This is a genomic window from Streptomyces mobaraensis, assembly GCF_020099395.1.
Lineage (GTDB): Bacteria > Actinomycetota > Actinomycetes > Streptomycetales > Streptomycetaceae > Streptomyces.
Genome location: NZ_CP083590.1, coordinates 6,050,463 through 6,071,580 on the forward strand (window position 1 = coordinate 6,050,463; position 21,118 = coordinate 6,071,580).

Below are 21,118 nucleotides of genomic sequence, written 5' to 3' on the forward strand. Positions count from 1 at the left end.
CCGCAGAAAGAACACACCCCATGCGCAAGTCCCGCCTCGCCCGCTCCCTGATCCTGTCCGGCGCCGGTCTGGCGCTGGCCGTCACCGGCACGCTCACGACCGCCGGCACCGCCCAGGCCCGTACCGAGTGGCGGCACATGTCGCACGTGTACATCAACCTGGCGGACGACGGCGCCAGTGATCACCAGCGTGACGACTACTCGACGTTCGTCCAGAGCCTGCGCAACGCGGCGGCCGGGTACAACACCCAGGAGACGCAGCTGGAGAACGTCGGGCTCATCCAGGCGTCGCTGACCGCGCCGGACGACCGCGGCGCCCGGCACCAGGTGCGCATCTGGATCAACCCCTCCAACCTCTACGTCTGGGGCTTCTCCACCGAGCGCGGCACGACCTACCAATTCAACGACATCAACGGCGCGCTGGCCGGCCGGCTGCGGGAGACCACCGACCCCCGCCCGGACGTCGACACGAACGTCCAGACCCTCAACTTCGGTTCCAACTACAACTCCCTGACGGGCACCGCCGGCCGTGGCCGGGAGGCCATGACGATCAGCTACAACGACATCCGGGCTTCCCTCGTCCAGCTGGCGACCGTCAACAACCCGAACTCCGGCAACGAGCGTCAGAACACGGCACGTTCGCTCAGCCTGGTGATCCAGATGCTCTCCGAGGCGGCCCGCTTCAACGACGTCGAGGGCACCTTCCGCACCGCCATGGGGACGTGGGAGTTCCAGTACGGCCTGCCGCACCAGCAGCAGGAACTGGAGAACTCCTGGGACTCCCTCTCCGAGTACTACCACCGCGTCTCGGCGGGCCAGAACGCCACGGCGCCCTTCATCCCGTCGATCGGCACGGTGAACGGCCTCGACCAGGTGCGGCGGTACCTCCGCCTGGCGCTGGGCAGCACCAGCATGGCCAACGGCAAGTGGGAGCACGACGAGCTCTGAGCGGCCCCGCCGACCGTCCGCGTCGGCCCGGCGACCTCGCGGAAACGGATGTTCGAAAAACCGGTGCGCGCGGTAGTCAAGTTTGACTACAGTGCCGCGCATGACCGAGACGACGATTCCCATCCTTCCCTGCCCCGACCTCCGCCCGGTGCTCGACTTCTACACCGCCCTCGGTTTCGAGGTGACGCATCATCAGATGAGCCCCAATCCGTACGCCGTCGTTCAGTACGGCGGGATCGAGCTGCACTTCTTCGGGGTGAAGCAGCATGACCCCGCCGCCTCGTACAGCACCTGCTACGTCCGCACGGACGACGTCGACGGGCTCCACGAGGCGTTCCGCAAGGGGCTGAAGGCGGCGTACGGGAAGGTGCCGACGCGTGGGCTGCCGCGGTTCGGGGCGGTGAAGGACACCTCGCACGGTGTGCGGCAGTTCCTGATGACGGACCCGGGCGGCAACTGCGTCCGGATCGGGACCGTGACCAGCGCCGACCAGCGCCACCGGCCCGCGCCGAAGGAGACGTTCGCGCGGGCGCTGCACTACGCGTCGCTGTTCGCGGATTCCAAGGCCGACGCGGTCGGGGCCGCCCGGGTCATCGACCGGGCGCTGCGTACGGAGGGTGAACGCCCCACGCCCGTCCAGCTGTTGCGGCTACTGGTGCTGCGGGCGGACGTCGCGGGGCGGCTGGGGGACGAGGCGGGCCGGGAGGAGGCGCTGGCCGGGGCCGCCGCGGTCGAACTCACCGCCGAGGAGCGGGAGTCGGTCCGCGACGACCTCGCCCGGCTCGACGAACTGCGCGGCTGAGAGGGGAGCGTCAGCTCACGGGGTCGATGCCCCGGTACGCCTTGTCCCGGACCTCCTGGAGCCAGGCGTCCTCCGTGACGACGTCCTTGCCCTTCGGGATGCGGATCCCCGGGTCGGCGCCGAACTCCGCGTACTCCTCGGTCACGCCCGTGCTGCCCTTGGAGCCCTTGCCGTGCTCCGCGCCCTTGACCGGGAGGTCGTCCTCGCCGATCCACAGGTCGATGTCGACCTTCTCCAGGCCGTCCTTCCGGTGCTTCTCGACGTAGAGCTCGCGGAGCCAGTCCCGCATCACGTCGCCCTTGTACGCCGCCAGGTCGGCGAGGACGACCGTGCCGGCGAAGTGCGTGGTCTTGTGGCCGTTCACCTTCTCCCTGCCCACCTTCCGTACGTCCTTCGACGTGCGCAGGACGCCGAGCAGCTTGGGCAGCGAGCCCTCGGCGGTCTTCTGGACGTCCTCCGGCTTCGGCGGCTCCTCGCCCGCGGCCAGGAGGCTGCTGCTCACCCACCGGCCGTCGGCGATCTTCGCGTCGCGCGTGTAGAGCGTCTGGTCCTTGCTCATCGCGTGGGCGAAGCGCTCCGGCTCCTTCTTGCCGTCCTTCGTCCGCGTCCGCCACGTCTTGCGCTCGGCCAGGTCGGGCTTGCGCGAGAAGGAGTACTCGCCGCGTTCGGTCCCGTCGACCTCGGTGACCTGCCGCTTCGTCCGGTAGGAGTTGGCCCCCGCCGTCTTCTCCGCCGCGGCCTTCAGTACGGCCTGCGGGTCGCGGTCGTCCTCCTTCTCCCCGCCGCCGCACGCGGTGAGCGAGAGCGCGAGGGCGGTCCCGGTGGCCGCCATGACGTATTTCTTGAGCGCCTTCACGGCCGTTCTGTCCTTTTGTCGAGCGATATGACAAGCAATATGACGTATAGGGGTGAAAAGGAAGCGTACGCGCCGCCCGCGGCCGGCCGGCGACCGGGTCCGCGCGGACGGCGGAAGCACACAGCCGAAGGGGCGCCCCCCAGCGGTGGGCGCCCCTTCGGCCGGAACCTCGAACTACTCGCCCTGCGGCGGCGGGCCGTTCTCGTCCTCACCACCGCCGCGCTCGCCGCCGGTACGGCCTTCCCCGCCGGAGCCGGCAGGACCGGAGCCCGAGCCAGAGCCGGAGCCGGAGCCGGCAGAGCCGGAGCCGGCAGGACCGGAGCCGGCAGAGCCGGAGCCGGCAGGACCGGAGCCGGCAGGACCGGAGCCCGAGGCACCGTCGCCGCCCTCCGCCCCCTCCGCCTGCTCCTTCGGCGCCCGCCGCGGCGGACGCGTCCGCCCGCTCGTCGTGTCGCGCAGGTACGAGGCGTCCCGGCCGCCCGCCTCGCCGAAGCCCGGCTCGGCCGCCAGGCCGCCCGGCTGCCCCGGCCCCGAGACCGCGCCGCCAGGACCGCCCGGACCTCCGGGGCCCCCGGCCCCGCCCGGTCCGCCGACCGGGCCCGGACCGGCCCCCGGCCCCGACTGCCCGTCCCGCCGCCGCAGATAGCGCTCGAACTCGCGGGCGATGGCCTCGCCCGACGCCTCCGGCAGGTCCGCCGTGTCCCGCGCCTGCTCCAGCGACTGGACGTACTCGGCCACCTCGCTGTCCTCCGCCGCCAGCTGGTCGACGCCGAGCTGCCAGGCGCGCGCGTCCTCGGGCAGGTCGCCCTGCGGGATGCGCAGGTCGATCAGGTCCTCAAGGCGGTTGAGGAGGGCCAGCGTGGCCTTGGGGTTCGGCGGCTGCGACACGTAGTGCGGCACCGCCGCCCACAGGCTCACGGTGGGCACGCCCGCGTGCGTGCACGCTTCCTGGAGGATGCCGACGATGCCGGTCGGGCCCTCGTAGCGGGACTCTTCCAGATCCATGGTGCGCGCCAGGTCGGGGTCGGAGGTGACCCCGCTGACCGGCACCGGCCGGGTGTGCGGGGTGTCGCCGAGCAGCGAGCCCAGGATCACCACCATCTCCACGCCCAGCTCGTGGGCGAAGCCCAGGATCTCGTTGCAGAACGAACGCCAGCGCATGCTCGGCTCGATGCCCCGGACGAGCACCAGGTCACGCGGCCCCTTCGAGCCGCCGATGCCTCCCGGGCCGCCGATGCCCGCCATGCCCCCGATGCCCGCCGTGCCCCCGGTGTCCCCGGCCTCACCCGTGCCCGCCGGACCGCCCGAACCGCCGCCGGTGCGCACCACGGACAGCCGGGTCGTCGGCCAGGTGATCTTGCGGACCCCGCCGTCCAGCCAGACGGTGGGCCGGTTGACCTGGAAGTCGTAGTAGTCCTCCGCGTCCAGCGCGGCGAAGACCTCGCCCTTCCACTCCCGGTCCAGGTGCGCGACCGCACTGGAGGCGGCGTCTCCGGCGTCGTTCCAGCCCTCGAAGGCACAGATCATGACCGGGTCGATCAGCTCGGGAACTCCCTCAAGCTCGATCACCCAGCGCCTCCTTCCGACCGGCGCGGAGGGGTCCCTTCCATCGCCGGTTGCCGTTCAGTGCAGTTGTCAGTGCAGTTGTTCGCAGGTCTCGTGCGTGCGCCCCCAAGCCTACGACTTCCGGGACCGCTGTCCGCAGTCCGCGCAAGGGATGCTCATCACCCTCGCGTCACCGGGAGCGCCCGTCACCCTCGCTTGCCCCATGCCTCGCGGTACGCACGCCAGTCGCCTTCCGTCGCGGCGAAGTCCACGTACAGGGCGACGCCGAACCGCTCGCGGTGCCGGTCCTCGCGTGTCAGTCCGAGCCGGGCGCCGCGCAGCGCCGCGGCGGCGGTCTCCGCCGAACCGTGGTGGCCCATGTCGTCGGTGTGGAAGAACGGCAGGCCCATCAGCAGGTCCGTGCCGGCCGGGGTGGCCTCCAGCGCCAGCCGTGTCTGCTGGGCGACGTAGCCGCCGTACAGGCTCTCCCAGGGCAGCGCCGTGTCGTACGACATGACGGCGATCTGGTCGGTGCGCCGGGCCACCTTCGCGAAGTACCCCTGCGACCACCACTTCCGCCCGCCGAACGCGCGCGACGCCGCGTGCATCGACGGCAGCGGGTCGATCTGCTGCGCGGCCACCGACAGCACCCCGCCGCCCGAACGGACCGCCGGACGAAGGGAGTCCAGCAGCGTCAGGAAGCCGGCGTCGCCGTCGGCCACCGGCTCGACGTCGAGGTGGACGCCCTCGAAGCCGGCCGTCAGCACCTGCCGGGCGCTCGCCACCACCGCGTCCCGGGTCGCGGCGGACCCCAGCCGCAGCCCGCCCGTCCCGCCGTGCGCGACCACGTCGCCGAGCCATGCCTGCACCCGGACGCCGGGCAGCTCCCGGTGGACGGCGTCGATCAGCCGGCGCGCGCCCCGGTAGGCGGAGGCGGGCAGGGTGCCGTCGTGCTCCAGCGGGCCCGCGTGGACGTACAGGTCCCGGACGCCGCTGCCGCCGATGCGCCGCTTGAGGCCGGCCAGGTCCTTGTCCGTACGGCGGCCGTCGACCCAGGCGTGGCCGAGCCAGACGGCGTCCCGCCCGCGGGTGACGGCGTCGTCGGCGGGCGCGCCCGCGTACGAGGCGCGCAGCGCCCCGGCGGCGGCCACCACCGGGACCGCGACGACGAGGAACAGGACGAGTGCGACGCGCTTGACGGTCCGCCCGCGCGGCAGGCGCCGGAGCCGGCGCAGCCGGGCCCGGATCCGCGGCCAGGTCATGATGGCCCCCCTTTCTCCTCCAGGGACGGGGGAGGGGCGCCACCGGTTGCCTCTTACAAGAGGAAGACGGAAAAGGGGGAGGGACGTCACACGTCCCTCCCCCTTCGCCTGCCTACCGGGGTGCGGCGGGGATCAGCCCTTGCGCTCCAGCATGTCCTTGACCCGGGTGCGGACGTTCTCGTCGTCCAGGCCGCGGATGGTCAGCGTGGTGCGGCGGCGCAGCACGTCGTCGACCGTCTCGGCCCACTCGTAGTCGCGGGCGTAGGCGACCTGGGCCCAGATCTCCGGGCCGTCGGGGTGGATGCGCTCGGCGAGCTCCGGGTTCTCGTTGGCCAGGCGCGCGATGTCGAAGGACAGCGAGCCGTAGTGCGTGGCGAGGTGACGGGCCGTCAGCGGGTCCATCCGGGTGCCGGGCTCGCGGTCCACGAGCAGGCGGTGGGCGACCGCGTTGGGGTTGGCGACACCGGGCAGCGGGGTGCGGCGGACCAGGCTGGAGACGGGCTCCATCTCCTCGGTCAGTGGGCTGCCGGGCACCTTGGCCAGCTTGGTCATGACCGTACGGCCGATGTGGCGGTACGTGGTCCACTTGCCGCCGGCGACGGACAGCATGCCGCCCTTGCCCTCGGTGACCACGGTCTCGCGCTTGGCCTGGGCCACGTCGCCGGGGCCGCCGGGCAGCACCCGCAGACCGGCGAACGCGTAGGTCATCAGCGAGCGGTCGAGGTCCGCGTCGACGATGGAGAAGGCGGCCTCGTCCAGGATCTGCTGGATGTCCTCCTCCGTGGCGCGCACGTCGGCCGGGTCGCCCTCGTACTGGGTGTCGGTGGTGCCGAGGAGGAGCTGGTCCTCCCAGGGGAGGGCGAAGGTGATGCGGTACTTGTCGATCGGGGTGGCCATGGCGGCCTTCCACGGCGACTTGCGCTTCATCACGATGTGCGCGCCCTTGGAGAGGCGGATGGAGGGGGCCGCGCCCTTGTCCTCCATCTTGCGCAGGTGGTCGACCCACGGGCCGGTGGCGTTGAGCACCACGCGGGCGTCGATGCCGAACTCGGTGCCGTCGACGCGGTCCTTGAGCTCCGCGCCGGAGACCTTGCCGTGCGTGAAGCGCAGCCCGGTGACCTCGGCGTGGTTGAGGACGACCGCACCGGACTCGACGGCCGCGCGGACGGTCATGACCGCCACGCGGGAGTCGTTCATCTGGTGGTCGTAGTAGACCGCGACGGCCTTGAGGTTGTCCGTGCGCAGACCGGGGTTGTCGGCCTTGGCGCGGGACGGGGAGATCACCTTGCCGACGCCGTCGCCGAAGGCGGACAGCGCCGAGTAGGCGAAGACACCGGCGCCGAGCTTGGCGGCGCCGACCGGCCCGCCCTTGTAGACGGGCAGGTAGAAGGTGAGCGGGTTGACCAGGTGCGGGGCCACGTCCTTGGCCAGCACCCGGCGCTCGTGGTGGTTCTCCGCGACCAGCTTGACCGCGCCGGTCTGCAGGTAGCGCAGACCGCCGTGGACGAGCTTGGAGGACGCGGAGGAGGTGGCGCCGGCGAAGTCGCCGGCGTCCACCATCGCGACCCGCAGGCCCGACTGCGCGGCGTGCCAGGCGACCGAGGTGCCCAGGATGCCGCCGCCGATGACCAGGAGGTCGTACGTCGCGTTGGACAGGCGCTCCCGGGTCTCGGCACGGCCCGGGTTGGCACCGGCGGCCGGGTGCGTTCCCAGGGTGGGCACGCTCTGCGGGGTAGTCATGAGTTGCTCCTCAGTCAGCTCTCGTCGTCGATCCAGCCCATGGTCCGCTCGACGGCCTTGAGCCAGTTCTTGTACTCGCTGTCACGCTTGTCAGCGTCCATGCGGGGGGTCCACTCGGCGGCCCGGCGCCAGTTGGCGCGGAGGGCGTCGGTGTCGGGCCAGAAGCCGACGGCCAGGCCGGCGGCGTAGGCGGCGCCGAGGCAGGTCGTCTCGGCGACCATCGGGCGCACCACGGGTGCGTCCAGGAAGTCCGAGAGGGTCTGCATCAGCAAGTTGTTGGAGGTCATGCCGCCGTCGACCTTGAGCGCGGTCAGCTCGACGCCGGAGTCCTTGGTCATGGCGTCGGTGATCTCGCGGGTCTGCCAGGCGGTGGCCTCAAGCACGGCGCGGGCGATGTGCGCCTTGGTGACGTAGCGGGTCAGGCCCGCGATGACACCGCGCGCGTCGGAGCGCCAGTAGGGGGCGAACAGGCCGGAGAAGGCCGGGACGAAGTAGGCGCCGCCGTTGTCCTCGACGCTGGAGGCGAGGGTCTCGATCTCGGCGGCGGACTTGATGAGGCCCATCTGGTCGCGCATCCACTGCACCAGCGAACCGGTGACGGCGATGGAGCCTTCCAGCGCGTAGACCGGCTTCTGGTCGCCGATGCGGTAACCGACCGTCGTCAGCAAGCCGTTGTACGACTGGACGGGCTCGTCGCCGGTGTTCATCAGCATGAACGTTCCGGTGCCGTAGGTGGACTTGGCCTCGCCCTTGTCGAAGCAGGTCTGGCCGAAGAGGGCCGCCTGCTGGTCGCCGAGGGCGGAGGCGACCGGGACGCCGTCCAGGGCGCCGCCCTTGGCGTTGCCGTAGACCTCGGCGGAGGAGCGGATCTCCGGCAGCACGGCGGCCGGGATCTCCATGGACGAGAGGATGCGCTCGTCCCACTCCAGCTTGCGGAGGTTCATCAGCATGGTGCGCGAGGCGTTGGTGACGTCCGTGACGTGCACACCGCCGTCCACACCACCGGTGAGGTTCCAGATGACCCAGGAGTCCATGGTGCCGAAGAGGATGTCACCGCGCTCGGCGCGCTCGCGCAGGCCCTCGACGTTGTCCAGCAGCCAGCGGACCTTCGGGCCGGAGAAGTAGGAGGCCAGCGGAAGGCCGGTCTCGCGGCGGAAGCGGTCCTGGCCGACGTTGCGGCCGAGCTCGCGGCAGAGGGCGTCGGTGCGGGTGTCCTGCCAGACGATGGCGTTGTAGACCGGCTCGCCGGTGTTCTTGTCCCACAGCAGCGTGGTCTCACGCTGGTTGGTGATGCCGATGGCCTTGACGTCGTCGGCGGTGATGCCCGCCTTCTCGACGGCGCTCGCGACGACTTCCTGGACGTTGGTCCAGATCTCCTTGGCGTCGTGCTCGACCCAGCCCGGCTTGGGGAAGATCTGCTCGTGCTCCTTCTGGTCGACGGAGACGATGCGGCCGTCGCGGTCGAAGACGATGCAGCGGGAGGACGTCGTGCCCTGGTCGATGGCCGCGATGAACGGGCCGTGACCGTGGGTGCCGTGGGTGCTGGTCATGTGGTCTCTTGCTCCTGAAGTCTGAGGGTCTCGGCTGTCGTGCGTCAGAACGCGAGCTTGTGGATGCCCGCCGCCAGGGCGGCGCCGGCCAGCGGGCCGACCACCGGGATCCAGGCGTAGGACCAGTCGGATCCGCCCTTGTTGGGCAGCGGAAGCAGCGCATGCACGATACGCGGGCCGAGGTCACGCGCGGGGTTGATCGCGTAACCGGTGGGGCCGCCCAGCGAGAGGCCGATGCCGACGACCACGAACGCGGTCATCAGGACGCCGGTGCCGCTGACGGCCAGACCCTCCGTCAGGCCCTGGGTGAGGATGGCGAGCACGAGCACGGCGGTGCCGATGATCTCGGTCGCGAGGTTCTGCACGACGTTCCGGATCTCCGGACCGGTGGAGAAGATGCCGAGCACCGGGCCGGCCTGCGGAGTGGCGGTCTGGTCGACCATCCCCTCCTTGGGGTTCAGCGTGGCCACCAGCTCGGGGTCGGTCAGGTGGGCCTGGAACTGCCCGTAGTAGGTGATCCAGACCAGTGTGGCGCCGATCATCGCGCCGAGCATCTGGGAGCCGATGTAGAGCGGAACGTCACTCCACTTGGTGGCGCCGTCTATGGCCAGGCCGAGGGTGACGGCCGGGTTGAGGTGGGCACCGGAGGGCTTCGCGATGTACGCGCCCGTCAGCACGGCGAAGCCCCACCCGAAGGTGATGGCGAGCCAGCCCGCGTTCAGCGCCTTCGAGCGCTTCAGGGTGACGGCGGCGCACACGCCACCGCCGAGCAGAATCAAGACGGCGGTACCGATGGTCTCGCCGATGAAGATGTCGGAGCTGGACACCCGCGACTCCTTTGTCCTTCGTCCAGGGGAAGGCGAACCCCGGGTACCTCCGGAGGTCCGCGCCCTCCGTGAGGGCGGTGACCGGTCGTCCCATGGCCCTGCAGCACTGCACGCACTGCACACCATAGCGAATATTGTCGTCAGGTGTTCGACAATGCCGACCGATGCACGGCAGTTTTCTGCACCGTAAGGGGCCCGTCAAGGGTTCTGTGACCGGAAACTCCAGGCCAACTGGCCTGAAATGTACGTTTGGATACCGGCCGGTAACGAAGGGGTCTCGCGAGGCCCCGAACGGGTGGAGAAGTGGATCTTCACGGGTCCGTCGGAGGGGTGGATCCGGGGCGTCGGGGGCCCGGGGGAGAGCACGGTCGGGCCCGGAGGGGGGTCAGAACCGGCCGGCGCCCAGGTCGCGGGAGACCGCGCGGGCGCAGTCCCGTACCGCCGCGATCAGCTGCGGGCGCAGCTCGCCGCCCTCGCAGACGCGCTCGACGGCGCCCGTGACGCCCACCGCGCCGACCGGCATCCGGCGTCGGTCGTGGATCGGGGCGGCGACGGAGGCGACGCCCGCCCAGGTCTCCTCGACGTCCGCGGCCCAGCCCCGGGCGCGGGTGAGGTCCAGCATCCCCTCCAGGCCGGCGAGGTCGGTCACGGTGCGGTCGGTGAACGCCTCGGGGCCGGTCTCGGTCAGCTGACTGTGGGCCACCGGGTCGTAGGCGCACAGCACCTTGCCCAGGGCGGTGCTGTGCAGCGGGTGCATCGCGCCGACCTCCAGCACCTGGCGGCTGTCGTCCGGCCGGAAGACGTGGTGGATGATCAGGACGCCCTGCTGGTGGAGGACGCCGAGGTAGACGCTCTCGCCGCTGGCGCGGGCCAGGTCGTCCGCCCAGACCAGAGCGCGGGCGCGCAGCTCGTGGACGTCCAGGTAGCTGTTGCCCAGCCGGAGGAGCTCGGCGCCCAGCTGGTAGCGCCCCGAGGCCGGGTCCTGCTCCACGAAGCCCTCCTGCTGGAGCGTGCGCAGGATGCCGTGCGCGGTGCCCTTGGCGAGCCCCAGCGCGGAGGCCACGTCGGACAGTCCCAGCCGCCGCTCGCCGCCCGCGAGCAGCCGCAGCATCGCCGCCGCCCGTTCGAGCGACTGGATGGTCCGTGCCATCGAGCAACCTCCTCCAAAATGCCGTTCGGCATTGCTGAACACTATCGGCCGATGCCGACCACGGGGTAGCCGACGCTGGCGTGATCATGATCGCTGAGGCTCCGCCCGGGCGCGTACCGCACGGCCCACCGGACGCCGTACCCCGCCCGATACCGCATGTCCGCGCCATGGGACACCCCCTGCTTTCCGCGGGCACTGCGGCTACGCTTGCGGCGTGCGCCCTCTCCGGGAGGGCGCAAAGCCGACAGCCGTCGCAACCACGGGAGCACCTCCATGGCCCTGCAGCCATCGACCGTCCGTTCATCCCGATCCGGCCAGCTCCGGGAGGCACTCGCCACCCGGGTCGTGGTCGCCGACGGGGCCATGGGAACCATGCTCCAGGCACAGGACCCCAGTCTCGACGACTTCCAGCAGCTCGAAGGCTGCAACGAGATCCTCAACGTCACCCGGCCCGACATCGTCCGCTCGGTCCACGAGGCGTACTTCGCCGCCGGCGTCGACTGCGTCGAGACCAACACCTTCGGCGCCAACCACGCCGCCCTCGGCGAGTACGACATCCCCGACCGCGTCTTCGAACTCTCCGAGGCCGGCGCCCGCGTCGCCCGCGAGACCGCCGACGCCTTCGCCGCCGACGGCCGCCCCCGCTGGGTCCTGGGCTCCATCGGCCCCGGCACCAAGCTCCCCACCCTGGGCCACGCCCCCTACACCGTCCTCCGCGACGCCTACCAGGCCAACGCCGAGGGGCTGATCTCCGGCGGCGCCGACGCGCTGCTCGTCGAGACCACCCAGGACCTCCTCCAGACCAAGGCGTCCGTCCTCGGCGCCCGCCGCGCCCTGGAGGCCACCGGCGCCGACCTGCCGGTGATCGTCTCGGTGACCGTGGAGACCACCGGCACCATGCTCCTCGGCTCGGAGATCGGCGCGGCCCTCACCGCGCTGGAGCCGCTCGGCATCGACATGATCGGCCTCAACTGCGCCACCGGCCCCGCCGAGATGAGCGAGCACCTCCGCTACCTCGCCCGGCACTCCCGCGTCGCCCTCTCCTGCATGCCCAACGCCGGCCTGCCGGTGCTGGGCAAGGACGGCGCCCACTACCCGCTGTCCCCGGCCGAACTGGCGGACGCGCAGGAGACGTTCGTCCGCGAGTACGGCCTGTCGCTGGTCGGCGGCTGCTGCGGCACCACCCCCGAGCACCTGCGGCAGGTCGTGGAGCGCGTCCGCGGCCTGACCCCCACCGAGCGCTCGCCGCGCCCCGAGCCGGGCGCCGCCTCCCTCTACCAGACCGTCCCCTTCCGCCAGGACACCTCGTACCTGGCCATCGGCGAGCGGACGAACGCCAACGGCTCGAAGAAGTTCCGCACGGCCATGCTGGACGGCCGCTGGGACGACTGCGTGGAGATGGCCCGCGAGCAGATCCGCGAGGGCGCCCACATGCTCGACCTCTGCGTCGACTACGTCGGCCGGGACGGCGTCGCCGACATGGAGGAACTCGCCGGCCGCTTCGCCACCGCCTCCACCCTGCCGATCGTCCTCGACTCCACCGAGGTGGACGTCATCCGGGCCGGCCTGGAGAAGCTCGGCGGCCGGGCCGTCATCAACTCCGTCAACTACGAGGACGGCGACGGCCCCGAGTCGCGGTTCGCCCAGGTCACCCGCCTCGCACGGGAGCACGGCGCGGCCCTGATCGCGCTGACCATCGACGAGGAGGGCCAGGCCCGCACGCCGGAGAAGAAGGTGGAGATCGCCGAGCGGCTGATCGCCGACCTCACCGGCAACTGGGGCATCCGCGAGGAGGACATCCTCGTCGACACCCTGACCTTCACCATCTGCACCGGCCAGGAGGAGTCCCGCAAGGACGGCATCGCCACCATCGAGGCGATCCGCGAGCTCAAGCGCCGCCACCCGGACGTCCAGACCACCCTCGGCCTGTCCAACATCTCCTTCGGCCTCAACCCGGCCGCCCGGATCCTGCTCAACTCCGTCTTCCTCGACGAGTGCGTCAAGGCGGGCCTGGACTCGGCCATCGTGCACGCCTCCAAGATCCTCCCCATCGCGCGCTTCGACGAGGAGGAGGTCACCACCGCCCTCGACCTCATCTACGACCGCCGCGCCGAGGGCTACGACCCGCTGCAGAAGCTCATGCAGCTCTTCGAGGGCGCGACGGCGAAGTCGCTGAAGGCGGGCAAGGCCGAGGAACTGCTCGCCCTCCCGCTGGAGGAGCGGCTGCGGCGCCGCATCATCGACGGCGAGAAGAACGGCCTGGAGGCCGACCTCGACGAGGCGCTGACCGAGCGCCCGGCCCTCGACATCGTCAACGACACCCTGCTGGAGGGCATGAAGGTCGTCGGCGAGCTGTTCGGCTCCGGCCAGATGCAGCTGCCGTTCGTCCTCCAGTCCGCCGAGGTCATGAAGACCGCCGTCGCCCACCTCGAACCGCACATGGAGAAGAGCGACGCGGAGGGCAAGGGCACCATCGTCCTCGCCACTGTCCGCGGCGACGTCCACGACATCGGCAAGAACCTCGTCGACATCATCCTCTCCAACAACGGCTACAACGTCGTCAACCTGGGCATCAAGCAGCCGGTCTCCGCGATCCTGGAGGCGGCCGAGGAACACCGGGCCGACGTCATCGGCATGTCCGGCCTCCTGGTGAAGTCCACCGTGATCATGAAGGAGAACCTGGAGGAGCTGAACCAGCGCAAACTGGCCGCCACCTACCCGGTCATCCTCGGCGGCGCCGCCCTCACCCGCGCCTACGTCGAACAGGACCTGCACGAGATCTACGAGGGCGAGGTCCGCTACGCCCGCGACGCCTTCGAGGGACTCCGGCTGATGGACGCCCTCATCGCCGTCAAGCGCGGCGTCCCGGGCGCGACGCTCCCCGAGCTGAAGCAGCGGCGGGTGCCGAAGCGCGACACCCCGGTGGTCGTCGACGAGGAGCCCAAGGGCTCCGTCCGCTCCGACGTCGCCACCGACAACCCCGTGCCCACACCGCCCTTCTGGGGCACCCGCGTCGTCAAGGGCATCCCCTTGAAGGACTACGCGTCCTGGCTCGACGAAGGCGCCCTCTTCAAGGGCCAGTGGGGCCTCAAGCAGGCCCGCGCCGGCGGCCCCACCTACGAGGAACTCGTCGAGACCGAGGGCCGGCCGCGGCTGCGCGGCTGGCTCGACAAGCTCCACACCGAGAACCTGCTGGAAGCGGCCGTCGTCTACGGCTACTTCCCCTGCTACTCCAAGGGCGACGACCTCATCCTCCTCCACGAGGACGGCACCGAACGCACCCGCTTCACCTTCCCCCGCCAGCGCCGCGGCCGCCGCCTCTGCCTGGCCGACTTCTTCCGCCCGGAGGAGTCGGGGGAACGGGACGTGGTGGGCCTCCAGGTCGTGACCGTCGGCTCCCGGATCGGCGAGGCGACGGCTGAACTCTTCGCCTCCGACGCGTACCGCGACTACCTGGAGCTGCACGGACTGTCCGTGCAGCTCGCCGAGGCCCTCGCCGAGTACTGGCACGCGCGGGTGCGCTCGGAACTGGGCTTCGGTGGGGAAGACCCCTCCGACGTCGAGGACATGTTCGCGCTGAAGTACCGCGGCGCGCGGTTCTCGCTGGGGTACGGGGCCTGCCCCGATCTCGAAGACCGGGCGAAGATCGCGGAATTGCTGGAGCCGGAGCGGATCGGGGTGCGGCTGTCGGAGGAGTTCCAGCTGCATCCCGAGCAGTCGACGGACGCGATCGTGATTCACCATCCGGAGGCGAAGTACTTCAACGCGCGGTAGCGCGGGGGTTCGGGGGGGCCTCAGTCCCTCCCCCAGAGGGGGCACCCCCATTCGCCGTTTCCTGGGGTTGCGCCCCAGACCCCCTTGTCCTCAAACTCCCCCAGAGGGGGTACCCCCAACGGGCTGAAATCAGCCCGTCCGGCGATTGAGGACAGCGCCCGGAGGGCGCTTCGGGGGGTGCGGGGGCTCGCCCCCGCAAGAAACGGAGAAAGGGCGGGACAGGGGCACCGAAAACGAAGGAGCGCTCCGGCGCGCCCAGCCGTAGACTTGTTCGTCCGGTGAAGAAGGCCGGTCCGCCGCCCCGCAAGGGGCGAAGCGGACCGGCCTTCTCGTCCCCCAGGAGGTGCGCGAATGACCAGCGGCATTCCCACGGTCACGACCAGGCCCGCCCGAGGCGGCGGCGCCCTCGAAGCCGTCCTCCTCGACATGGACGGCACCCTGGTCGACACCGAGGGCTTCTGGTGGGAGGTGGAAGTCGCGGTCTTCGCCGAGCTGGGCCACCAGCTCCTGGAGGAGTACCGGGAGATCGTCGTCGGCGGCCCCATGACCCGCAGCGCCGCGTTCCTGATCAAGGCGACGGGCGCGAAGATCGCCCTCGCCGAGCTGACCGCCCTCCTCAACTCCCGCTTCGCCGAGATGATCGGCTCGGGCGTCCCCCTGATGCCGGGCGCGAAGCGCCTGCTCACCGAGCTGGCGGCGCACGGCGTGCCGACCGCGCTGGTCTCCGCGTCGCACCGGCACATCATCGACCGGGTGCTGCGCACCCTCGGTCCGGAGCACTTCACGCTGACCGTGGCGGGCGACGAGATGGAGCGCACCAAGCCGCACCCCGACCCGTACCTGCTGGCCGCCGCGAGACTCGGGGTCGCCCCGGAGCGCTGTGCCGTGGTCGAGGACACCATGACGGGGGTGACGGCGGCCGAGGCGGCGGGCTGCCGGGTGGTGGCGGTGCCCTCGGTGGGGGCGATCCCGCCCGCGGCCGGGCGGACGGTCGTCCGGTCCCTCGAAGAAGTCGATCTCCGTTTTCTGCGGAGCCTGATCGGATCATGAAGGAAGGCCGGTCACCACAGGTGTTTGGTGCGTACACCGAGCGTTGACGGTGGAATGCTCAAGAAACTCTGAGCGCCGGTCCCGTCGTTTTCCGTGATCAAAGCGACGGTAAAAGCCAAGGGGTACGAGATCATTTCCTGAGTGACCTTCGTCACCGGCCCGAGGCTATCGCGGCGTCGACTCCGCGCCGTTCTGACGCTTTGTCGACGATGCGGACGCACCCTTGTGTCCCGATTGGTTCACTGGTGCGCGAATCGTTCCCCCGCCCGGATATCCGCCAACCCGCCGCCGTTATCGCGGCGTGATATCGCATCAGAGAGACCGCGTTCCGGTCCCCTCGGCGCCGCCACTAATCTCTTGGCGAGTACTTCACGGCACCCCGTGGGGCCCGTGCCGCAACGCATCCGTACGGAGTCCCGGGCGCCGTTCGCACCACAGGGAGAACACCGGACAATGAACCGCAAGACGTTGGTGCTGCCGACCGTGGTGGGCCTGCTGGCCCCCGTGCTCGTCGCCTGCGGCGGGGGCGACGGAGCGGGCAAGGGCAAGGGCGCCATCGTCGTCGGCACCACCGACCGGTTCGAGCAGACGACCGACGCTCCGGCCCCCTTCGACCCCGCCGCCGCGTATGACATCGGCGCCTGGAACGTGCTGCACAGCGCCTTCCAGACGCTGCTCCGGCTGCCCCGCTCCGGCTCGGAGCCGGTGCCGGACGCCGCCTCCAAGTGCGCGTTCAGCGACCGCCGCAACGAGCAGTACCGCTGCACCCTGCGCAGCGGGCTGAAGTTCAGCAACGGTCACGAGATGACCGTCAAGGACGTCAAGTTCTCCGTCGAGCGCGCCCGTGAGATCAACTTCGAGAACGGTCCGGTCTCGCTGCTGAGCAACATCGACCGGGTCGAGACCCCGAACGACCGCGAGATCGTCTTCCAGCTGAAGACGCCCGACGCGACGTTCCCGCAGAAGCTCGCCACCCCGGCCGCGGCCATCGTCGACAGCCAGTCGTACCCCAAGAACAAGCTGATGGGCGACGGCTTCAAGGTCGTCGGCTCGGGTCCGTACACCCTGGAGACCGAGGAGCAGGACGGCCGCGCGGTCAAGGTCGTGCTCACCAAGAACCCGGACTACCAGGGTTCGGTCAAGGTGCAGAACGACAAGGTCGAGATGCGCTTCTACGACGACGCCAAGACGATGGAGAACGCCCTCAAGGGCGGCGACATCGACATGGCGAACCGCACCCTGTCGCCCGAGCAGATCGACCGGATGCGCAACGCCACCGGCCAGCAGGTCCGGCTGCTGGAGTCGGCCGGCTCGGAGATCGGCTACCTGGCCTTCAACACCGACGACCCGGCCGTGAAGCCCAAGGCCGTCCGGCAGGCCATGGCGCAGCTGGTGGACCGTCAGGCGCTGGCCCGCGAGGGCTACGACCGGACCAGCGACGCCCTGTACTCGCTGGTGCCCAGCGGCATCCCGGGCCACCAGAACTCGTTCTCCAACCAGTACGGCAACCCCAGCGCCGACAAGGCCCGCGCCCTGCTGAAGAGCGCCAACATCAGCACCCCGGTGCGGTTCACCCTCGCCTACTCCTCCGACCACTATGGCGAGGCCACCGCGCGGGCGTTCAAGACGTTCCAGAAGCAGCTCAACGGCAGCGGCCTGTTCGACGTCAAGCTCCAGGACGTGAAGTGGGCCGAGTTCCGTCCCAACGCGGCCAAGGGCCAGTACGCGGTCTACGGCATGGGCTGGTTCCCCGACTTCCCGGACCCGGACAACTTCATCGCCCCGTTCTTCGGCAAGGACAACTTCCTCCGGTCCCGCTACCAGAACGCCAAGATCAACGACCTGATCCCGCGGACCCGGCAGACCGCCCAGCGCGACTCGGCGGCCAAGCTCTTCCAGCAGGCCCAGGACATCGTCGCGGACGAGGTGCCGGTGCTGCCGCTGTGGCAGGGCAAGCAGTACGTGGCGGTCCGGGGCAGCCTCACCGGCGCGGAGTGGGCGCTCAACGCCGCCTCCGAGCTGCAGCCCTGGGAGCTCGTCCGCGGCAAGTGACGCACAACACGGCGACGACACCCGGCCGTGATGAGAACACCCCTTTTGCAACACAACGCTCCACCTGTACAACAAGCTCCACAGAACGGCCTTGAGGGGCGGGCCCGTGCCCGCCCCCTCCACTTGGAACTGTGAGGAACGTGCACGTGAGGAAACGTGACCAGTGGCTTGCCGCCCCGCTCGGTGCGGGGCTCGCCGCCGCCCTGCTGAGCGGGTGCGGTTCGGAGGACGGCAAGGCGGCGGGCACCGGTGAGTCGGTGGTCATGGGGATGTCCGACGAGGTCGTCGCCGTGGACCCGGCCGCGGGTTACGACCCCGGTTCCTGGATCCTGTTCAACAACGTCTTCCAGTCGCTGCTGAGCTTCCCCAAGGGCAGCAACGTGCCGCAGCCCGACGCCGCCCGCAAGTGCGGCTTCAAGGACCAGGCGAGCACCGTCTACGAGTGCACGCTCAACAGCGGCCTGAAGTTCAGCAACGGGCACGACCTCACCTCCGAGGACGTCGCCTTCTCCTTCCGGCGCACCCTGAAGATCAACGACAAGTCCGGTCCCGCGTCGGCCATGCTGTCCACGATCAAGGACATCAAGACGCCGGACAAGAAGACCGTCGTCTTCAAGCTGAAGCGCCCCGACGCCACCTTCCCGCTGAAGATCTCCTCCGGCGCCGGCTCTATCGTGGACCACCAGGAGTACGCGATGGACAAGCTCCGGACCGACGGCAAGGCCGTCGGCTCGGGCGTCTACACGCTGGACTCGTACGACAAGGACAAGGCCGTCTTCAAGGTCAACGGCGGCTACAAGGGCCCCGCGACCGTCCAGAACAAGGGCATGACCCTCAAGTTCTTCCACGGCGAGCAGGACGCCCTGAAGACCGCCCTGCAGAAGGGCGACGTCGACCTCGCCTACCGTGGCCTGGCCACCGAGGACATCTCCTCCCTGGAGGCCGCCGCCACCCCCGGCAAGGGCCTCAAGGTCGTCCCGGGCACCAGCGCCGAGGTCCAGCACCTGGTGTTCAACACCAAGGACGCGGTCACCGGCAAGCTCGCCGTCCGCCGCGCCGTCGCCTACCTCGTCGACCGCAGCGCGCTCGTCCGCGACGTCTACAAGCGCACCGCCGAGCCGCTGTACTCCGTCGTCCCGAGCGGCATCACCGGCCACCGGACGCCGTTCTTCGACCTCTACGGCGACCGCCCGCAGCCCGAGAAGGCCAAGGAGGCGCTGACCTCCGCCGGCATCAAGGGCAAGGTCAAGCTGACCCTCTGGGGCACGCCGATCCGCTACGGCCCCGGCACCGTCCCGGAGCTCAACGCCATCGCCAAGCAGCTCAACGCCAGCGGCCTGTTCGAGGCGGACGTGCGCACCGCCCCCTTCCCCGAGTACGAGAAGGGCATCGAGGCCGGCAAGTACGCGGTCTACGTGAAGGGCTGGGTGCCCGACTACCCGGACCCGGACAACTTCACCGCGCCCTTCTTCGGCGAGGACAACGAACTCGCCAACCACTACGAGTCCAAGGAGATAGCCGACCGGATCCTCCCGGCCACCGCCGCCCAGGGCAGCCGGACCGCGACCGTCGGCGACTTCGCCAAGCTCCAGTCGACCGTCGCCCAGGACGTCCCGGTGCTGCCGCTCTGGCAGGGCAAGCAGTACGCCGTCGCCAACGAGCGGATCACCGGCCTCCAGTGGACCCTGGACGCCTCCACCGTCTTCCGCTTCTGGGAGATCGCCAAGGCCGACAAGGGCTGACGGGAAGTCGAGACACCGAAGGGGCCCGCCGGAACGATCCGGCGGGCCCCTTCGGCATGTGCCCTGGCGACTACTGTGCGCCCGGCCGCACCAGCCCGCTCTCGTACGCGTAGACCGCCGCCTGCACCCGGTCGCGCAGCCCCAGCTTGGTGAGCACATGGCCGACATGCGTCTTGACCGTCGTCTCGCTGACGAACAGATCCGCCGCGATCTCCGCGTTCGACAGCCCGCGGGCCACCAGCTTGAGCACCTCCACCTCACGGTCGGTCAGCGTGCTCAGCGTGTCCGGCAGCGGCTCCTCGCCCGACGGCAGGTGCCCGGCGTACTTGTCCAGCAGCCGGCGCGTGATGCTCGGTGCCAGCATCGCCTCGCCGCCCGCCACCACCCGGATCGCCTGCACCAGCTCATGGGCCGGGGCGTCCTTCAGCAGGAACCCGCTCGCGCCCGCCCGCAGCGCCTCCACCACGTACTCGTCCAGATCGAACGTGGTGAGCACCAGCACCTTCGCCGGGCCCTTCCGGTCCGGGCCGGTGATCTGCCGCGTCGCCTCGACGCCGTCCATCCGGGGCATCCGGATGTCCATCAGCACCACGTCCGGCTGGAGCGCCCGGACCTGGTCCAGCGCCTGCAGGCCGTCACCGGCCTCCCCGACCACCGCGATGTCCTGCTCGGCCTCGAGGATCATGCGGAAGCCCGTGCGCAGCAGGGGCTGGTCGTCGACGAGCAGGACACGGATCGCCACAGGGAACTCCTTCGCTAGACCGGGTCCATTCTGCCCTGAGGGCGACCGTCAGATCCCGGCAGGCCCGGCCCCCGCCTCCGGGACCCGCGGCACGGGCAGCACCGGCAGCGGATACGGCGGGGGAGTGCCCCCGAACTCCGGGCACAGCGCCTGGTGGTCACACCAGCCGCAGAGCTTCGTCGGCCGGGGCCGCCAGTCGCCCGTCTCGGTGGCCAGCGCGATCGCCTCCCACAGCGCGCGCAGCTTCCGCTCCACCGCCAGCAGCTCCGCCTCCGTCGGGTCGTACGTCAGCACGTCCCCGCTGCCCAGGTAGACCAGCTGGAGCCGGCGCGGCATCACCCCGCGCAGCCGCCGGATCACCAGCGCGTAGAACGTCATCTGGAACAGGGCCTCGTCCCGGTACCGCGGAGCCGGCGCCTTTCCCGTCTTGTAGTCGACGATCCGCACCTCGCCCGTCGGCGCCACGTCCACCCGGTCGACGATGCCGCGCAGCACCAGCCCCGAGTCCAGCGTCGTCTCCACGAACAGCTCGCGCTCGGCCGGCTCCAGCCGCGTCGGGTCCTCCAGCGAGAACCACCGCTCGACCAGCCCCTCCGCCTCCGCCAGCCAGCGGGCCAGCCGCTCCGGCTCGTGCGCACCGTCCTCGCCGGCGAACAGCTCCGCCAGCTCCGGCCGCGCCGCCAGCAGCTTCTCCCACTCGCCGGGCAGCAGCGCCCGCGCCCGGTCCGGCGTACGCTCCGCCGCGGGGGCGTCGAAGAGGCGCTCCAGCACGGCGTGCACCACCGTGCCGCGGGTCGCCGCCGGGCTGGGCTTCTCCGGCAGCCGGTCGATCACCCGGAACCGGTACAGCAGCGGGCACCGCATGAAATCGGCCGCGCGCGAGGGCGACAGCGAGGCCGGCCGGGCGGCCGTCCCCGTGGCCCCGGGGGCCGCCCCGGAAGCCTCGGGGGCCTGCTGCCGTACGGGCTCGGGGAGCGGGACCGCCGGGCCGGCGGCCCCTCCGGCCGGGCCCCGGGCGGTGTCGTCGAGAGCGGTGTCCATGGCAGAGACCCTACGGCCCCCCACGGACATTCCGCGGC

The 21,118-nt window shown here is 70.8% G+C and carries 15 protein-coding genes; 6 read left to right on the plus strand and 9 right to left on the minus strand.

Annotation, left to right across the window (positions count from 1 at the left end; all coding sequences use genetic code 11):
• The first annotated feature begins 20 nt into the window (after window positions 1-20).
• Window positions 21-947, plus strand: a complete 927-nt coding sequence (locus tag K7I03_RS26725) for a ribosome-inactivating family protein (protein ID WP_185944665.1) — start codon at window positions 21-23, stop codon at window positions 945-947.
• A gap of 100 nt (window positions 948-1,047) precedes the next feature.
• Window positions 1,048-1,749, plus strand: coding sequence for a bleomycin resistance protein (locus K7I03_RS26730; protein ID WP_185944666.1), 702 nt, complete (start codon window positions 1,048-1,050; stop codon window positions 1,747-1,749).
• A 10-nt stretch (window positions 1,750-1,759) separates the two neighbouring features.
• Here K7I03_RS26730 and K7I03_RS26735 read toward each other — a convergent pair whose 3' ends face one another.
• From K7I03_RS26735 to K7I03_RS26765, 7 genes are all read right to left on the minus strand, one after another.
• On the minus strand, window positions 1,760-2,605 hold the full coding sequence (locus K7I03_RS26735) for a LolA-like protein (protein ID WP_185944667.1): 846 nt from the start codon (window positions 2,603-2,605) through the stop codon (window positions 1,760-1,762).
• Between the two features lie 174 nt (window positions 2,606-2,779).
• Window positions 2,780-4,174, minus strand: a complete 1,395-nt coding sequence (locus K7I03_RS26740; RefSeq protein ID WP_185944668.1) for a PAC2 family protein — start codon at window positions 4,172-4,174, stop codon at window positions 2,780-2,782.
• Between the two features lie 182 nt (window positions 4,175-4,356).
• A complete protein-coding gene (locus tag K7I03_RS26745; RefSeq protein WP_185944669.1) occupies window positions 4,357-5,412 on the minus strand; it encodes a glycoside hydrolase family 18 protein in 1,056 nt (351 codons plus the stop codon).
• Between the two features lie 132 nt (window positions 5,413-5,544).
• Window positions 5,545-7,152 carry a glycerol-3-phosphate dehydrogenase/oxidase gene (locus tag K7I03_RS26750; protein ID WP_185944670.1) on the minus strand — a complete coding sequence of 536 codons (1,608 nt, stop codon included), beginning with the start codon at window positions 7,150-7,152 and terminating at the stop codon, window positions 5,545-5,547.
• A gap of 14 nt (window positions 7,153-7,166) precedes the next feature.
• Window positions 7,167-8,702 (minus strand): glycerol kinase GlpK, encoded by a 1,536-nt coding sequence (gene glpK / locus K7I03_RS26755; protein WP_185944671.1) that lies wholly within the window; start codon window positions 8,700-8,702, stop codon window positions 7,167-7,169.
• Window positions 8,703-8,746: 44 nt separating this feature from the next.
• A complete protein-coding gene (locus K7I03_RS26760; protein ID WP_185944672.1) occupies window positions 8,747-9,529 on the minus strand; it encodes an MIP/aquaporin family protein in 783 nt (260 codons plus the stop codon).
• 385 nt (window positions 9,530-9,914) lie between these two features.
• Window positions 9,915-10,679, minus strand: a complete 765-nt coding sequence (locus K7I03_RS26765; RefSeq protein WP_004946260.1) for an IclR family transcriptional regulator — start codon at window positions 10,677-10,679, stop codon at window positions 9,915-9,917.
• 273 nt (window positions 10,680-10,952) lie between these two features.
• On the opposite strand from K7I03_RS26765, the gene metH reads away from it, so the two are divergent.
• From metH to K7I03_RS26785, 4 genes are all read left to right on the plus strand, one after another.
• Window positions 10,953-14,453, plus strand: coding sequence for a methionine synthase (gene metH / locus K7I03_RS26770; protein ID WP_185944673.1), 3,501 nt, complete (start codon window positions 10,953-10,955; stop codon window positions 14,451-14,453).
• Between the two features lie 351 nt (window positions 14,454-14,804).
• Window positions 14,805-15,503: an HAD family hydrolase gene (locus K7I03_RS26775; RefSeq protein ID WP_185944674.1), complete on the plus strand. Its 699-nt coding sequence runs from the start codon at window positions 14,805-14,807 to the stop codon at window positions 15,501-15,503.
• Between the two features lie 453 nt (window positions 15,504-15,956).
• Window positions 15,957-17,555: an ABC transporter substrate-binding protein gene (locus K7I03_RS26780; RefSeq protein WP_185944675.1), complete on the plus strand. Its 1,599-nt coding sequence runs from the start codon at window positions 15,957-15,959 to the stop codon at window positions 17,553-17,555.
• A gap of 146 nt (window positions 17,556-17,701) precedes the next feature.
• Window positions 17,702-19,297, plus strand: a complete 1,596-nt coding sequence (locus tag K7I03_RS26785; protein WP_185944676.1) for an ABC transporter substrate-binding protein — start codon at window positions 17,702-17,704, stop codon at window positions 19,295-19,297.
• Between the two features lie 70 nt (window positions 19,298-19,367).
• Here the strand turns inward: K7I03_RS26785 and K7I03_RS26790 are convergent, their stop codons facing one another.
• Together K7I03_RS26790 and K7I03_RS26795 are read right to left on the minus strand one after the other, a co-directional pair.
• Window positions 19,368-20,039, minus strand: a complete 672-nt coding sequence (locus K7I03_RS26790) for a response regulator (protein WP_185944677.1) — start codon at window positions 20,037-20,039, stop codon at window positions 19,368-19,370.
• 48 nt (window positions 20,040-20,087) lie between these two features.
• Window positions 20,088-21,080 (minus strand): RecB family exonuclease, encoded by a 993-nt coding sequence (locus K7I03_RS26795; protein WP_185944678.1) that lies wholly within the window; start codon window positions 21,078-21,080, stop codon window positions 20,088-20,090.
• Between the last annotated feature and the right edge of the window lie 38 nt (window positions 21,081-21,118).

Coding starts and splice junctions, on each gene's coding strand:
- K7I03_RS26780 (WP_185944675.1), top strand. CDS start 15,957: ATGAACCGCAAGACGTTGGTGCTGCCGACCGTGGTGGGCCTGCTGGCC.
- K7I03_RS26765 (WP_004946260.1), bottom strand. CDS start 10,679: ATGGCACGGACCATCCAGTCGCTCGAACGGGCGGCGGCGATGCTGCGG.
- glpK (WP_185944671.1), bottom strand. CDS start 8,702: ATGACCAGCACCCACGGCACCCACGGTCACGGCCCGTTCATCGCGGCC.
- K7I03_RS26745 (WP_185944669.1), bottom strand. CDS start 5,412: ATGACCTGGCCGCGGATCCGGGCCCGGCTGCGCCGGCTCCGGCGCCTG.
- K7I03_RS26775 (WP_185944674.1), top strand. CDS start 14,805: ATGACCAGCGGCATTCCCACGGTCACGACCAGGCCCGCCCGAGGCGGC.
- metH (WP_185944673.1), top strand. CDS start 10,953: ATGGCCCTGCAGCCATCGACCGTCCGTTCATCCCGATCCGGCCAGCTC.
- K7I03_RS26725 (WP_185944665.1), top strand. CDS start 21: ATGCGCAAGTCCCGCCTCGCCCGCTCCCTGATCCTGTCCGGCGCCGGT.
- K7I03_RS26730 (WP_185944666.1), top strand. CDS start 1,048: ATGACCGAGACGACGATTCCCATCCTTCCCTGCCCCGACCTCCGCCCG.
- K7I03_RS26750 (WP_185944670.1), bottom strand. CDS start 7,152: ATGACTACCCCGCAGAGCGTGCCCACCCTGGGAACGCACCCGGCCGCC.
- K7I03_RS26795 (WP_185944678.1), bottom strand. CDS start 21,080: ATGGACACCGCTCTCGACGACACCGCCCGGGGCCCGGCCGGAGGGGCC.